Source organism: Microbacterium sp. SMR1 (genome assembly GCF_003289625.1).
Lineage (GTDB): Bacteria > Actinomycetota > Actinomycetes > Actinomycetales > Microbacteriaceae > Microbacterium > Microbacterium plantarum.
On sequence record NZ_QMBN01000004.1, the window covers coordinates 271,299 to 286,178 of the forward strand.

General features: G+C 68.2%; 14 protein-coding genes. 9 read left to right on the plus strand and 5 right to left on the minus strand.

Annotated features, from left to right (window positions below; genetic code table 11):
- Positions 1 to 250: class II aldolase/adducin family protein (locus DO944_RS15975; protein WP_258524771.1), on the plus strand; the 250-nt coding region annotated here is incomplete at its 5' end.
- A gap of 11 nt (positions 251 to 261) precedes the next feature.
- Here DO944_RS15975 and DO944_RS14370 read toward each other — a convergent pair.
- A complete protein-coding gene (locus DO944_RS14370; protein ID WP_112617818.1) occupies positions 262 to 495 on the minus strand; it encodes a three-helix bundle dimerization domain-containing protein in 234 nt (77 codons plus the stop codon).
- Positions 496 to 586: 91 nt separating this feature from the next.
- On the opposite strand from DO944_RS14370, the gene DO944_RS14375 reads away from it, so the two are divergent.
- The gene (locus DO944_RS14375) at positions 587 to 1,054 is read left to right on the plus strand and encodes an acyl-CoA thioesterase (protein WP_240309703.1); all 468 of its coding nucleotides are present in this window, start codon (positions 587 to 589) and stop codon (positions 1,052 to 1,054) included.
- 100 nt (positions 1,055 to 1,154) lie between these two features.
- A complete protein-coding gene (locus tag DO944_RS15795; protein WP_220118366.1) occupies positions 1,155 to 2,222 on the plus strand; it encodes a helix-turn-helix domain-containing protein in 1,068 nt (355 codons plus the stop codon).
- On the opposite strand, the gene DO944_RS14385 is transcribed toward DO944_RS15795, so the two are convergent.
- Positions 2,198 to 3,508 (minus strand): UDP-glucose/GDP-mannose dehydrogenase family protein, encoded by a 1,311-nt coding sequence (locus tag DO944_RS14385; protein WP_112617820.1) that lies wholly within the window; start codon positions 3,506 to 3,508, stop codon positions 2,198 to 2,200. The two genes, DO944_RS15795 and DO944_RS14385, sit on opposite strands and share 25 nt — an antisense overlap.
- Positions 3,509 to 3,623: 115 nt before the next feature.
- On the opposite strand from DO944_RS14385, the gene DO944_RS14390 reads away from it, so the two are divergent.
- Positions 3,624 to 5,084: a YdiU family protein gene (locus DO944_RS14390; protein ID WP_112617821.1), complete on the plus strand. Its 1,461-nt coding sequence runs from the start codon at positions 3,624 to 3,626 to the stop codon at positions 5,082 to 5,084.
- A gap of 8 nt (positions 5,085 to 5,092) precedes the next feature.
- Here DO944_RS14390 and DO944_RS14395 read toward each other — a convergent pair whose 3' ends face one another.
- Complete coding sequence (locus DO944_RS14395) at positions 5,093 to 6,028, minus strand: aldo/keto reductase family oxidoreductase (protein ID WP_112617822.1); 936 nt, start codon at positions 6,026 to 6,028, stop codon at positions 5,093 to 5,095.
- Between the two features lie 59 nt (positions 6,029 to 6,087).
- On the opposite strand from DO944_RS14395, the gene DO944_RS14400 reads away from it, so the two are divergent.
- A complete protein-coding gene (locus DO944_RS14400; protein WP_112617823.1) occupies positions 6,088 to 6,576 on the plus strand; it encodes an SRPBCC family protein in 489 nt (162 codons plus the stop codon).
- Between the two features lie 44 nt (positions 6,577 to 6,620).
- Here DO944_RS14400 and DO944_RS14405 read toward each other — a convergent pair whose 3' ends face one another.
- Together DO944_RS14405 and DO944_RS14410 are read right to left on the minus strand one after the other, a co-directional pair.
- The gene (locus tag DO944_RS14405) at positions 6,621 to 8,057 is read right to left on the minus strand and encodes an HNH endonuclease signature motif containing protein (protein ID WP_258524772.1); all 1,437 of its coding nucleotides are present in this window, start codon (positions 8,055 to 8,057) and stop codon (positions 6,621 to 6,623) included.
- A 196-nt stretch (positions 8,058 to 8,253) separates the two neighbouring features.
- A complete protein-coding gene (locus DO944_RS14410) occupies positions 8,254 to 9,651 on the minus strand; it encodes a hypothetical protein (RefSeq protein ID WP_112617824.1) in 1,398 nt (465 codons plus the stop codon).
- 257 nt (positions 9,652 to 9,908) lie between these two features.
- Between DO944_RS14410 and DO944_RS14415 the strand changes: the two genes are divergently transcribed.
- The 4 genes from DO944_RS14415 (at position 9,909) to DO944_RS14430 (ending at position 14,503) form a co-directional block, all read left to right on the plus strand.
- Positions 9,909 to 10,652 carry a hypothetical protein gene (locus tag DO944_RS14415; RefSeq protein ID WP_112617825.1) on the plus strand — a complete coding sequence of 248 codons (744 nt, stop codon included), beginning with the start codon at positions 9,909 to 9,911 and terminating at the stop codon, positions 10,650 to 10,652.
- 381 nt (positions 10,653 to 11,033) lie between these two features.
- A complete protein-coding gene (locus tag DO944_RS14420) occupies positions 11,034 to 11,216 on the plus strand; it encodes a hypothetical protein (protein WP_112617826.1) in 183 nt (60 codons plus the stop codon).
- A 642-nt stretch (positions 11,217 to 11,858) separates the two neighbouring features.
- Positions 11,859 to 12,656, plus strand: a complete 798-nt coding sequence (locus DO944_RS14425; protein WP_181574262.1) for an SGNH/GDSL hydrolase family protein — start codon at positions 11,859 to 11,861, stop codon at positions 12,654 to 12,656.
- Positions 12,657 to 13,144: 488 nt separating this feature from the next.
- The gene (locus DO944_RS14430) at positions 13,145 to 14,503 is read left to right on the plus strand and encodes a hypothetical protein (protein WP_112617828.1); all 1,359 of its coding nucleotides are present in this window, start codon (positions 13,145 to 13,147) and stop codon (positions 14,501 to 14,503) included.
- Positions 14,504 to 14,880 lie beyond the last annotated feature (377 nt).

Here is a 14,880-nt window from a genome sequence, read left to right on the forward strand (position 1 = left end):
CCGGGGGATCGTGGACACGCTTCGGGGGCATCGTTCCCGGGCGGTGTTGATGCAAAACCATGGGCCGTTCACGATCGGGTCGAGCGCGAAGGATGCGGTCAAGGCTGCGGTGATGGTGGAGGACGTGGCTCGCACGGTCCATATCGCCCGGCAGGCGGGGGAGTTGCTCCCGATTCCGCAGGACGCGATCGATGCGTTGTACGACCGGTATCAGAACGTTTACGGACAGACCACCGACGACCGCCGGTAGCCCCGCACCGGTCAGTCGGACTCGGTCGGCGCCTCGTCGGCGATACCGGCGAGGCGCTCGCGGGTCTCGCGTTCGGCGATGATGCCGATGAAGTCCGTGACGCGGGCGTCGGCGTGGCTTTCAACCGAGGCCGCCGCCTCGCGGTGGATGAGCTCGTCGTCGAGGTCCGGCATCCGCTTCTTGACCCGGTCGGCGACCTCCTCCGTCACCTCGTGGGCGTCGAACTCTTTCGCAGGCTTGTCCATGACCACATCATCCGACGTCGGACCGGCCGGCGAAACCCGTCGACGCGACGCCCCCCGCGTGCGATCATGTGCGGGATTAGGCTGGATCAACGTGAGCGATCAGACGAGTTCCGAATGGCCCTGGTCGGAGGGCGGCATCAACTTCCACACCCGCAAGTGGGTGCGGCCGGAAGACCTGAACGCCAACGGCACGCTCTTCGGCGGCAGTCTGCTCCGCTGGATCGATGAGGAAGCCGCGATCTACGCGATCATCCAGCTCGGCAACTACCGCGTGGTGACCAAGCTCATCTCGGAGATCAACTTCGAGTCGTCGGCGCTGCAGGGCGACCTCATCGAGATGGGGCTGACGGCGACGCACTTCGGTCGCACCTCGCTGACGATGCGGGCCGTCGTGCGCAACATGATCACGCGCAAGCGCATCCTCTCGATCGAGCGTCTCGTGTTCGTGAGCGTCGACGAGGACGGGCAGCCGATCCCGCACGGCTACTCCGCCATCACGTACGACCGTGATCGGATGCCGCGCGAGCACCCCAAGACCGACTCGGTGCGCCTGCCCTGACGCCGCACATCCGCGTGATTCCGGGCTGGCCAGATGGTCGAGCCGCGCCGGAGCCGTGTCGGCTTGGTGCGCCGGCGTCCCGGGTGGTGCACTGAGCGACGTGAATGAAACGCACAGCACCGGGCCCACCAGCACCGCGTCCCATAAGGGCGACGTCGGTCGCTTTCTCGCCACCGCACGGCGGGAAGCCGGACTCACGCAGAAGGAGCTCGCCTCGCGTGTCTTCGTGACCGAGTCGGCGGTGTCGAAGTGGGAGCGCGGGCTCTCGTACCCCGACCTCGCGACGCTCGGCCCGCTCGCACGAGCGCTCGGTGTCACCGAGGGCGAGCTCGTCAGCGCCAGCGCCGACGACCGGGGTCGGCTCGACGCGCAGCAGGCCCGCGTGCATCGGCGATGGCGCGGCGCGCTGCTGTGGACGACGGTCGGTGCGTACGCGGTCGCTCTGGTCGCCACGTTCGTGACCAACCTGGCGGTCGAGCACACGCTCTCGTGGTTCTGGATCGTCGCCGCGGCCGTCGCTCTGGCCTTCTCGCTCACGACGCTCCCGCTGCTCGTGACGGGTCGGCGCGGCTGGACGACGTTCGCCGCGGCGCTCGCCTCGCTCGGGCTGCTGCTCGCGTCCATCGAGGCGCTGACCTCGGCGGGGTTCCTCGGCATCGCCGGCGCCGCGATCCTGTTCGCGGTGGTCGTGATCTGGGGCCCGCTCGCGCTGCGGTCGTTCGGATCGGGCTGGCTGCGTACGCACAGCGCGATCATCTCGGTGGTCGTGGATGCGGTGGCGCTGACGCTGATGCTGGCCGTGATCCTCGGTGCGGTGGGTCAGGGGCAGGCCTTCGTCGAGATCGCGCTGCCGCTCGTCGCCGGGGGCTTCGGTCTCGCGACGGTGGTCGTCCTCGTGCTCCGCTACCTTCCGATGCGTGGGCTGCACCGGGCCGCGATCGCGTGCCTCGTCGGGGCCGGGATCGCCGTCACCGCCGGCCCGCTCATCGACGGGCTGCTGGAGCGCACCACGGTGGTGCTGGGCCCGGTCGACCTGACGCGGTGGTCGGACGCGACGGTCAACGGCAATGTGACGGCGCTGATCGCGGCGGCGTGCGTGGCAGCCGCGATCGTGCTCGTCGCGATCTCATTGCGCGCGACGCGTCAGGGGCGGCCCATGCCGCGGTAGTCCCAGCCGGCCGCGCGCCAGGCGTCGGCGTCGAGGCAGTTGCGGCCGTCGACGATGAGCCGGCCGGCGGTGAGCGTCGCGGCGTGCGCGGGGTCGAGCTCGCGGCGGTACTCGTCCCACTCGGTGACGACGATGACGGCGTCGGCGGCGCGGAGGGCCTCGTCGCGGTCCTCGACGTAGTTCAGCTGAGGGTGGATGCGGCGGGCGTTCTCGATTGCCTCGGGGTCGGTCACGGTGACCCAGGCACCGAGGCCGTGCAGGCGCACGGCGACGTCGAGTGCAGGGGAGTCGCGGGTGTCGTCGCTGTGCGGCTTGAACGCGGCGCCGAGCACCGTGATGTTCTTCTTGAACACCGATCCGCCGAAGGCGCTGACGACGAGGTCGACGGCGCGGTCGCGGCGGCGCATGTTGATGGCGTCGACCTCGCGCAGGAACGCGACCGACTCGCCGCGGCCGAGCTCTTCGGCGCGAGCCGAGAACGCGCGGATGTCCTTCGGCAGGCAGCCGCCGCCGAAGCCGATGCCGGCCCCGAGGAAGCGGCGGCCGATGCGGGCGTCGTGGCCGATCGCGTCGGCCAGGGTCGTGACGTCGGCGCCGGTGACCTCGGCGATCTCGGCCATCGCGTTGATGAAGCTGATCTTGGTCGCGAGGAAGGCGTTCGCGGCGACTTTGACGAGCTCGGCGGTGGCGAGGTCGGTGATGATGAACGGCGTGTTCTTGGCGACCGAGGGGTGGTAGACCTCCCGCAGGATGTCGGCGGCGCGCTCGCCTTCCGGCCCGGCGGGGACGCCCGCGACGAGGCGGTCGGGGTCGACGGTGTCTTGCACCGCCCAGCCTTCGCGCAGGAACTCGGGGTTCCAGACGAGCGTGGCGCCGGTGGGGGTCACGCGCTCGGCGAGCGTGGCCGCGGTGCCGACGGGGACCGTCGACTTGCCCGCGACGATGTCCCCCTCGGCCAGGTGCGGGATGAGCGCGTCGACGGCGGCGTTGACGTAGGTCAGGTCGGCCGCGTAGCCGTCCTTCTGCTGCGGGGTGCCGACGCCGATGAAGTGGACGGCGGCGCCCGCGGCATCCGCCATGTCGGTCGAGAAGCGGAGTCGGCCCGATGCGAGGCCGTCGCTTAGGATCTCCTGCAGACCGGGCTCGAAGAAGGGGGCTTCGCCGTTCGAGAGCGAGGCGATCTTGCGCTCGTCGACGTCGATTCCGACGACCTCGTGACCGATGGATGCCATGGCGGCAGCGTGGACCGCACCGAGGTAACCGCAACCGATGACCGACAGACGCATGGGGCTCGCTCTCCGCGACCCGAGGTGAGCCGCGAACCCTTTCTTAGCAGGAAGCTGTGTCGGCTGTGTAAACCAGTCCGGCCCGCGGCGGCTGCACCGCGCGTAGCCTCGATTCATGACTCCCGTCACGCTCTCGCTGTCGCACGACTTCGCTGACGCGCTGCCCGCGCTCGCGCGGCCGTGGTCGGCGGATCCGGCGCCCGCGCCGCGGCTGCTCGTGCTCAACGAGGCGCTCGCCGACGAGCTGGGGCTGGATGCCGGGTTCCTGCGCAGCCCCGAGGGGGTCGACCTTCTCGTGGGTGCCGCGCTGCCGGAGGGCGCGCAGCCGGTCGCCCAGGGTTACGCCGGTCACCAGTTCGGCGGTTTCTCGCCGCGGCTCGGCGATGGGCGGGCGCTGCTGCTGGGCGAGCTGACCGCGGCGGACGGATCGCTCCGCGACATCCATCTGAAAGGCTCCGGACCGACGCCCTTCGCGCGGGCCGGCGACGGGCTCGCGGCCGTTGGGCCGATGCTGCGCGAGTACGTCATGAGCGAGGCGATGCACGCCCTCGGCATCCCGACGACCCGGTCGCTCGCCGTCGTCGCGACGGGGCGCGAGGTGGTGCGTGAGGCGGCGCTGCCGGGAGCGCTGCTCGTGCGGACGGCGTCGAGCCATCTGCGGGTGGGCAGCGTCGAGTTCGCGCGGGGGACGGGCGACATCACCGTGCTGCGCGCGGTCGTCGACTACGCCATCGCGCGGCACCACCCCGAGGCGGCGGACGGGGACGTGCCTGCGCTCGGACTGTTCCGCGCGGTCGTGGCGGCGCAGGCCGACCTCGTCGCCCGCTGGATGCTGGTCGGCTTCATCCACGGCGTGATGAACACCGACAACATGACGCTGTCGGGCGAGACGATCGACTACGGCCCGTGTGCCTTCCTCGATGCGTACGACCCGGCGACCGTGTACAGCTCGATCGACACCGGCGGCCGTTACGCCTACGGCAATCAGCCGTACATCGCCGAGTGGAACCTCGCGCGGCTCGCCGAGGCGATGCTGCCGCTGTTCGACGATGAGCTCGAACGCGCGGTCGAGCTCGCGCAGGGCGTGCTGGCGGAGTTCCGGCCCCGGTTCGCCGAGGCTCGGGCGGCGGGCATGCGGCGCAAGCTCGGGCTCGCCGATGCGCGAGTCTCCGATGAGCAGGTCGAGGCGCTCGCCGGTGACTTCCACGAGATGCTCGAGCGCAAGCGCGCGGACTACACCTCGACGTTCCGGTCGCTGTCTGCTGCCGCGCGGGGCGATGCGGCCGGTCTCGAGGCGGCGCTCGGCGGGGATCCGGCGCTGACCGGCTGGCTGGATCGGTGGCGTGCCCACGCGCCCGACGCCGAGGTGATGGATGCCGCGAACCCCATCTACGTGCCGCGCAACCACCTCGTCGAGGAAGCGCTCGCCGCAGCGACCGCCGGAAATCTCGAGCCGCTCGGCTGGCTGACGACCGTCCTGTCGACCCCGTTCACCGAGCGCGCGGGCGCGGAGCGGTACGCCCAGCCGGCGGGTCCGGACTTCGCGGCCGGCTACCAGACGTTCTGCGGCACCTGACCCCGGGCTCAGGGCACCTTGTGCCCGGCGGCCTGGATCAGCCCGTACCACTCGCCTCGCGTCAGGGGGATGTCGCTGCCCTCGGCGGCATCCGCGACGCGCTGGGGGTTCGTGGTGCCGAGCACGACCTGCATTCCGGCGGGGTGGCGGGTGATCCACGCCGTCGCGATGGCGGTCGGGGTGACGCCGTACTTCGCGGCCAGCTCGTCGAGCTTGGCGTTGAGCTCCGGGTACTCCTCGGCACCGAAGATGACGCCGTCGAAGAAGCCCTTCTGGAACGGCGACCAGGCCTGGAGCGTGATGCCGTTGATGCGCGAGTAGTCGACGAGTCCGCCGCCGTCACGGGTGATGGAGTCGTCTTCGCCGGCCATGTTCGACGCGAGCCCCTGGGCGATGATCGTCGAGTGCGTGATCGACAGCTGCACCTGGTTGGCCACGAGCGGCTGGGTCACCGCCGTCTTCAGCAGGTCGATCTGGCGGGGCGTGTGGTTCGAGACGCCGAAGGCGCGGACCTTGCCCGAGGACTCGAGGTGGTCGAACGCGCGGGCGACCTCGTCGGGCTCGACGAGAGCGTCGGGACGGTGCAGCAGCAGTACGTCGATGCGGTCGGTGCCGAGTGCTTCGAGCGACTCCTCGGCCGAGGTCACGATGTGCTCGTACGAGTGGTCGAAGTGCCACTCGTCGGCGACGATGCCGGTCTTGGTCTGCAGCGTGATCTCGTCGCGCTCGGATGCCGTGAGCTTGAGCGCTTCGGTGAAGCGTCGCTCGCAGGCGTGGCGCGACGAGCCGTAGAGGTCGGCGTGGTCGTAGAAGTCGACGCCGACCTCGCGGCAGCGGTCGTAGAGGGCGCGGATGTCGTCGTCGGAGAGCTCCTCGATCCGCATCATGCCCGCGACGACGTTGGGGACCTGGATGTTGCTCTGACCGAGGGGGACGCTGCGCATGATTCTTAGTATGCGTCGCGGGAGCGTGTTGCGCGCCGGGGGCGTGCCACGATGGGCGAGTGCCGGTCGTCGAGTCGCGTTGCGTTGTTCCCGTGCCGGTCGACGTCGCGTTCGCGGTGTCGCAGACGCAGGGCGAGGTGCGGAAGCGCTGGGACCCTTTCATCCGGCGACAGCACCTGATCGGCGCGGATCGGCCGGCGAAGGGCGTCCGCACGTATACCGTGCAGCGGTTCGGGCTGGCGATGGAGAGTGAGTACGTCTCGTACAACCCGCCGTCGAACGTCGGGATGAAGATGACGAAAGGCTCCTGGTTCTTCGCTCGGATGGGCGGCGGATGGCGGTTCAGTCCGGTCGAGGGCGACCCCTCGCGCTCGGTCGCGGTGTGGCGCTACAACTTCGCCTGCCGCCCGGCGTGGCTTGCACCGCTCGCGGAGCGCATCGGCATGGTCATCCTGCAACACGACATCGACCGGCGGATCGCGGGGTTCGCGCGCGGATGCGAGGATTCGGTCGTGCTCGCCGAAGCGAAGCGCATCCGGGGCGTGTGACTGCGCCGGACGGCGCCGGGCGGCGCCGGCCAGCGCCGGCCGGCTCAGAAGGGCGGTGGCTCGTGCCTGCTCGCCTCGGGTGGTGGCGCGGCGCCGGTGTCGGGAACGAAACACACGGATGGGATCGGTACGTCTTCTCGGTAGACCCGGCCCAGGGGTGAGGTCCATTCCAGGACCCCGCCGCCGATCTGCCTGACCTCCCATTTCGTGAATTGCTTCATCGAATGGTGTCGTTGGCACAGGTGGGCGAGGTTGTAGATGTGCGTGTGCCCACCGAGGGCGTAATCGATGGTGTGGTCGAGTTCGCATCGGATCGCGGCTCTGCGGCATCCGGGGAATCGGCAGTGCTGATCGCGCGCTTTGAGTAGGCGGCTCATCGCTGCGGTGGGCCGGTAGGTGTCGACTTCGACCGGGGTGCGGGTGATTGGGTCGATGAAGAGTCGGTTCCAGATTTTGGCGCGGCCGGCGAGCTTGCGGGCGGTGTCGGCGTCGATGAGCGCGGCGCCCACCAGCTCGGCGGGGGCGTCGTCGGCGCCGGTTACCGTCTCGGATGTCAGCGTCACCTGGACCTGCGCCCGGATCGCACCCAGCGGCCCGGCGGCGTCGCTGCCGTGCGTGGGATCGACGACCGGGGCGCCCCCGAGCAGCAGGTCGCCGAGGATGTCGGCGCGCAGCTGATCCATCGTGCGGACGTCGGGCGCAGCAGCATCCGCCGCCGCAGCATCCGCCGCCGCAGAACCCTCACCCGCAGAACCCTCACCCGAGGCGGCATCCCCAGCCGCAGCATCCGCAGGCGCCTCCCCGGCGGCGGCACGGGCGTCTTTGACGGACTGCGCCATGGCGGTGAGGCGGTCGTGGATGCCTGCGGCGATGACCGTCGGCAGGGTGGCGCCGAGCTCGGACATGCCGTCGGTGCCGTGGGTCACCCAAACGCCTCGCTTTGCCGCGGCGGTGCGGTGTCGCTCGGCGAAGGACTCCGACCCCATCCGGGCCGCGAGGTTACGAAGCGGCTCGCGCACGCGCGAGGCGATGTCGCGCTCGCAGATCAGGATCGCCTGCCGCGCGTAGTCGTCGCGGATGTCGTCGGCGAGGCCGCATCCCATCCGGACGACCACGTCGACGTGCTCGCGCGTGATGCGCTGCTGCTCCCACGCCTCGAACACAGCGGGGTAGTCGTCGACGATGGTCAGCGCGTGGTCGATCTCGCTCTGCGCGCGGCGGTCGTGCGACCGTCGCACCCCGGCGATCTCGGCGGCGATCGAGCGCATCTCCATGTCTGAGCCCATGCCGCGCGGCCGCTCGCCCGACCGCGCAGCCTGGCGAAGAGCGCTGCGCCCCGCCTCAGCGAGCGCACGGGTCATGGCGATGTTCGCCGCGTGGAGCAGATCGTCTGCGTGAGAGACCCGGTCGACGATGCCGGCGTACGGCGAGCTCGACGAGCCGGCATCCGGTTCGTGTGCGCTTTCGCCGTTCGTTGTCATGTTCCCATTATTGCCAGGGGGTCGGACATTCGCGTCGAATATCCGTACATCTGGGGAGAACAATTTTGCGGCTCGGTTGGGGAGGAATGGGCGACCCCGGCGGAGCCCGTTTCTCTACAGCGAGCTCCTGGATTTGTCGTCTCTCCATGACGAATCGAGGGATAAACCGAGAGACGGGCCGGTTGGCAGTGCCGACTCACGTGGTAGTTGCGGTGGAAATCGCGAGTGCCACGGCGGGGACGATCAGCACGAGGCTTGCAACGGCCCACGAGACTACCTCCGCGGCTCGCGCCCACCCTTCGCCGCGCTCTTCCGGTGGTGAGACCGCGGCGATCTGTTCGCGCGCTGCGGCGGCGAGTATCAGCCCGAGGGGGAACACGACGCTGACGAACGGGCTGATGACAGCGAGGCGGTTCAACGGCAGCGTCGCAGGGCGCCTGCTCTCGTCCCGCAGGACACCGTCGTCGAGCCTGTTCGCCTTGCTTTCTGCGAGCTTGATTGCGATCGCTCGGAGAAGCCGGCTCTCAGCGGGACCATCGTCGGAGCGCGGCCGCCGTCGCCGGCCCGTGAGATAGAACGCTATGCCGGCGTTGCTGCAGGTGACGACGGCGAATCGAAGAAGAGCGTCGGCCGCAGCGCGGACCGGGTTCGTCCCGTCGGCCGATTCGATACTCGCGATGACGATCGTCCCCGAGACGCCCACCATGGCGAGGATGAACGGCAAGAACGCGGGTGTGAGCGGTGACCAACGGCGGCGAGCGGCCGCGACGAACGTGTCGTACACGGCAGCCGTGACGAAGACGGCGAAAGCCGTCAATGCGGCGGCGCGCGCCACGACCACGTCAATGTCGGCAGGTGTGACCGCGTTGAGCACGAGGAGCTGAGCAACCACAAGACCGACGATGCGCGCAATGTCGCCGATCACCCCACGCACGGATGACGGCCCCGCGCGGAGCTTGAGCGCGGAAAGGGCTGCGCGTTGTTCTTCCGCGGCGATCTTCCGGCGCGTGCGACGCACAGCTGGGTCGGTCGGTGGGAGGGGGACTGCCGCAGCGGCGTCTGCCGCGAATAGCGCTAGGAGGATTCCGATAGCTATCGGGCCGAAGCCGCGCACCAGGTCGATGCCGGTCGGCGCGGATTCGATCATGTAGGGGATGGCGATGTAGATGCCCAAGCCGAGCGAGGTGGGCACGAGCAGCGCGGCGATCAGTGTGAGTAGTTGCTGCCGTCCTGCCGATGCTGTGGGCTGTTGAAGCGCCCCGGGGTCTCGTACGGCGAGTTGCAGAGTAGTGACGAACAGGCCGACGACACCGAACGCGGCGAGTGCGTCGCCGCCGTCGAACCGTGGCAGGACGAGCCGCGGCGCGTCTGGGTTGAGCTGGGTGAGGGCGAAGAGTGAGACGAGCGTGAGGACGGCGACTCCGCGCCCCAGCGTTGCGCCCAGAGTCCGCGCGTACTGCGAGAAGTCTTCGTCATGGGCTCGCAGCAAGTCGGCGAGATCGTCCGCGACCGATTCCTCTTCGGCAACCGGATCGGTGTCGGCGGGTGCGCTCAGCGAGGCATCACGAGGCGGCCGTCGGCTACGCAAGAGCATTGTCGCGAGGACTCTCATAAGGCGATTCTGCCGGTGGGCGCCTCGCTGCCGTGACGGCGCCGGGCATGTGACTTTGCCCGTCAGGTTGCGCCGATGTCACTCGCGTGGACGCGCGAAAGGCACGCAGGTGACCGTGATCGCTAGAGTGGCGCCGCGGGGACATGCGGTCGCTTCGGCAGACGCGGCACTGCCCGCTCGAGCCGGGCGGTGACCGAGTGAACGTGATGCGACGGAGCGTGGCGCGAAGGCCGCGCCGCGTGTTCGTCGCGACCGTCGGGTGCGTCGCGCTCGTGCTCGCGGTGAGTGCATGTTCGCAGGGCCGCGTCGACCCGCAGGAGTACGACCCGTACACGGTGGCGCAGCGTGCGGATGCCGCGGCGGCGGCCGAAGCAGCGCTTTCACGCGCGGCCGGCGGGGTCGTGCTGACCACGGAGACCACGGATGTCTGCTCGCCGGGGAAGAGGAACTGGTGGGTCCAGGATTTCAGCGCGTGGACCTGCTCGCGTTCCTCTCGGTGGCTCGTTGCGCCTGCGAGCGGCGACCCGGGGGAGGTGATCGCCGGATACCGGGCTCATCTGACCGCCGCCGGATGCACGGTCGACGAATCGTCATACGGGATGGTCGAACGCTACTGGGCTGACTGGGGAGTCGCGGGAATGTATGAGAACGGTGAGCCCTACACCGTCGACGACCTTCCCTCGGCGTCTGCGATGTGCGACAACCAGTCGGTGGGCATCGCCTTTCGGACGCCCGCTGCGGTGCGGGCCCCTGCCCCCGAGCTCTCATCCACACTCGTGATCGAATACGACGCTTTCAAGCTCGAAGCGGTGACCGGCGCCGGAATACCTTTCGTCGTCGTGCTCCGCACGAGCCGGGGCTACCACTCCGTCGACTGGACGGGCGAGATCAGCGGGAAGGACGAGGATGACGCGGAGTCGGACTTCCCGCCCGGCTGGTGCGCCTGTTACAGCGGAAGCGACTGCGACTGCCCGGGTGGGTAGGGCCGTCACCGGGTGACAGCCACGTGCGCGTTCGGTCAGCGCCTGCGGCGGCTGCGGCGTCGGCCGTAGGCGGCGGCCGTCGCGATCGCGGCGACGGCGAGCAATGCGGCGGTGAAGAAGACGGTGGTGTCCACGGTTGCTCCTCACGGTCGTCGGGTGCACGCCACGCTACGCGGAAGACGGATGCCGCGGGCGGCTCGGTTGTTGCGGAACCTCAGCGCCGGCGCAACCCGACCGGTAGTCGATACGGGTGGTAGCCCTGGGTTTGCTCAGGCCTCCTGTGCCCGCGGCGTAAGCGGCGTATCGTCGCGTTCGTCGCGTTCGTCGGAGCGGGGTGCCGACGTGCATCGATCAGGGGCGGTCCGCGGAAGGGGAGGAACCATGCGCAAGTATCGAGTGACTCACATCTACGACGCAGCCGATGGCTGGCGCCAGGTGCAGCCCTTCATCCTGACCGCTGATATCCGCGACGAACTCGTGCAGGGCGGATGCAGCATGGTGCGAGTCCGCTCAGGACTCACGCATCGCAAGCTCTCGCTCCTTCGTGTGCGCGATCTGCACTGAGCGTCCGCAGTCGCTAGAGCCTGGTGCTCACCGGAGCCCCTGCCGGCGGAGATCCCGCTAGGTCGAACGCTCACACCTCTGAGGCGGCGACCGAAAGACGATTACGGCGCCGACGTGGCTGCCTGTCGGGGTATTCATGAATCGATGCGCGCTTACTAGAAGAGGGGCTTGCGCGGTAACGCGCGTGAATATAAGGACCATGAGCCAGTCGAAGACAGTCGTCGCGGCTAAGAAGGCGAGGACTTCCGAGGGCGCGGCGCGCGGAGGGGGTAAGACGAGCTACCAGGGCATCTGTCGGCCCGACGGTCACTCGTAGCGCTCGACCTGAGCACCGACGGGCCCAATCGAACGCAACCACGCGGGTGCCGTGCCGTTCGGAGCTGCCTGCTTGGTACGGACGGGAGGTAACGGGCCTCAAGAGGCGAAACCCATGACGACTCGGCCAGCTGCGACGGGCAGTCGAGCCCTGCGGGAGCCGGTCGCAAGGCTCCTAGCGCACCCTTCTGGCGCGGAACATTTGAGCCGCCCTTCCCCAACCATCTTTGTGGGATAGCCGATGGCGGGCGCTCCCGTAGAATCACGCTCATGGCAAGGAGCGGATACTCGAGGCCCGGCCGACCGCGCAGACGGGATTTCGCTCTGATGCTCGCGGTGACGGCAACTGTGGCGGTGACAGTCTCGGCGGGCGCCGTCTTCTACGCACAGTCGCAGGCTGACCTCGCGGCGCGTCAGGAAGCTGCAGCAGCTGCCGAAGCCGCACAGTATCAACGACAGGTACGGGCAGCCGCCGAGGAGGAAGCCGCCGAGGCTGCACGACGTGAAGAGGAGCGCATCAGTGGGCTGCTGGACACCTCGTGGCCGGAAGATGGGCCACTTACTGTAGCGCTCTACGGAGACTCAATATCCGCCGGTCAGCACTCGGTGTCAGAAGCCAGCGCTTTCCGCTCCCTGCTACTCGGTTCGCTCGAGACACGGGGCGAGGTCAATTTCATCGGGCGCTACTTCGCCGGTGCTCGCATCGGCGATATGGCAGAAAAGTTCTCGCCCTACTCCGACGTCGATCTGATCTTGATGCAGCTCGGACTCAACGACGCGTTCAAAGAGACTCCGACAGGGGAGTTCGCGATCAGCTACCGGGCTTACCTAGCAAGCCTGAAAGCAGCTTCGCCGGATGCGTCCGTCCTCTGTCTCGGCGTCTGGGGTATGAACGATGCGCAGAATCGCCCGTACAACGAGCAGATCGGGGCTGTTTGCTCCGAATTCGGCGGCAAGTACATCGATCTGTCGACTACCTTCGCGGATATGAGTACTCATGGCCCGGCCGGGAACGTGTACTGGCAGGGCGAAACCGATGAAGGGCACCCAAACGACGAGGGCCATGCGCGTATCGCCGATCTCATTGCCGCGCGTCTACCCCAGCTGATCCCGTTGGAGGGTTGACCGCCTCCACGTCAACCCGCCAACGGGGCACCTCCCAAACCGCCCCGATCCGCTGCCGCGTCATCACGTCGGCTGGTGTCACGCCTGCTCGAGATGGGTTGCGGGACGCGCGGGTGACTCGCTCGCGACTCCGAACTCTGTGTCCCGTCGCGTGTCGAACCCGGACGCGGCCTCTGGCCCGTAGAACACAGTCACATCGCGGGGTCCGACACATGTGGGCGATGAAGCGAGCCTCGGATCGCAGTGCCACGGGTCCAGCTGGTCGCATACTCCACCGCGCCACCCATGATCGCGACCAGGAGCTCTTGCGGGCGCCCTCCGAGGGGTAGGTTGTCGAGGTACAGCTAGGTGCAGCACCACAACTCACCGTTCCACGCTAGGTAGACAGCAGTCGACCACGGGGCGGATGCGGCGTCCCACCGCTTCGGTATGTGGCAATCCTGTTACGCATCACAGTGTGGTAGCAACTCTGCTCGTAGACTCGCGAGGTGACGACGCTCGGAATCATCTTCGCCGCGGCCTTCGCCGCGAGCCTCATCTGGGGTCGCCGCGGTGTCCTTGTAGTGCTCGCGTCCACCGTCGCGTTCAACAGCTCCGCCGCGGTTGTCGCTGGCGACGTCGTCGTAACCCCGTTCTACATGGGGCTTCTGCTCTACCTTCCGCTGGCGGTATTTGCCCGCGCGCGAGAGGGACGCAGCGGCCGGGTCATTGGCGTCCTACTGATGATCTTCTTCTTGTATTCGGCCGTCGTAACGCTGTTCGCCCCTCTGTACTTCGAGGGCATCGGAGTGTTTGCCCCCGGTGTCGGGATCGATGAGCAAGTCGGGGCGCTGACGCCGCTGCGGGCGTCGCTATCAAACATCGCTCAGGTTGCCTACCTCGGTATGAATGTGCTTTTCATATACTTCAACGAACGCAACAGGCTCCTGAACATCAGCCACGTGTCCACCGGCCTGGGCGTGGGCGTGATCGTCGGCGTCATCGCCTTCGTTGCGTGGCGGACCGGGCTGCCCTGGCCGTACGAACTTTTCGACAACTCCCCAAGGGGCTTTTACGCTCGTAACACCGTCCGACTCCGTGCACAGTTTGCTGAACCCTCTCAGCTAGGAGGGTTCTCCCTCACCGCCACCGCCTACTTCGTCGCCCGCATGAACGTCGCTCAGACCGTACGAGCAGCCTGGGCCGCAGGGCTATTCGCGATCCTCGCCGGGGTGCTTCTCGCTGCCAGCGCCTCCGGCACAGCCGTCGTCGGCGCGGTCATCAGCACTGCAGGATTTCTTCTCCTGAATCTGATTCGGTTCATACGACAGCCGCGGCCGCGCAGAATCCGTGTGTCATCCTTCCTGATCTGCCTTGCCGCCATCGTCGCCGTCGCCGCAATCTCCCTGCCGCTCCTCAACTATGTTCTCGGCACTGTTGACGGGAAGGTTGGCGGTGCGTCCTGGGTGAACCGGAACGCGTCGAACCTGCATGGCTTGCAGTTGGTATGGGAAACGTCACTCCTCGGCGTTGGACTCGGCAGTAACCGGGCATCCTCACTGCTCGTCCTGCTACTTAGCACCATAGGAGTCATCGGCACCGCGTGCTTCGTCATCATCTCGGTCCGCGCGGTCCGCAACTCGATTGACGACGCGCGGTTCCCCGCGACCGTAGCACTGGTCGCGTTCCTCTGCGCCGCTTTTGTCTCTCTCGCCGACTTCGCTGCCCCGTACATGTGGCTGATGCTGGCCGTCTGCCTGCCAACGCAGAACCCCCCGCACCATGTCGTTCTTCCGGAGGGGCATGTGGCGCGGACGTACGGTCACACCGCGGCGCCGACTAGGATGAACACGACATCGCGACCTTGACGAGCCTCAGGCGGCCAGTCCTGCTGAGGCGTTCGTAGGCGTTAGATGGCTTTCCCTCCGATGAGTATCGTGCCCTCGATGCACATAAGCACCCAAACCCGTCGGCGTCCCCGCTAGTGGCCCATTTGACCGCCGGTGGCCTTCATGTCGTCCGTGCCGATGAAGGCCGGGCGCAGTGAAAGTGTGAGGACTGCGCCGGCAAGCGTTGAGTACGTCGATGGCGTCGAGCGCGGCGGCGGGCTCGTGGCGCGGCGGGACATACTGATCTCACCATGCTGTTCCCCCCGTCGCACCCCTGGAGGATGAAGCGCGGCGGCACGGGCCCGCCTACTTGAGCGTAGCCCGGGCACCGCGGGGAGCCACGAGTGCGGTGACGA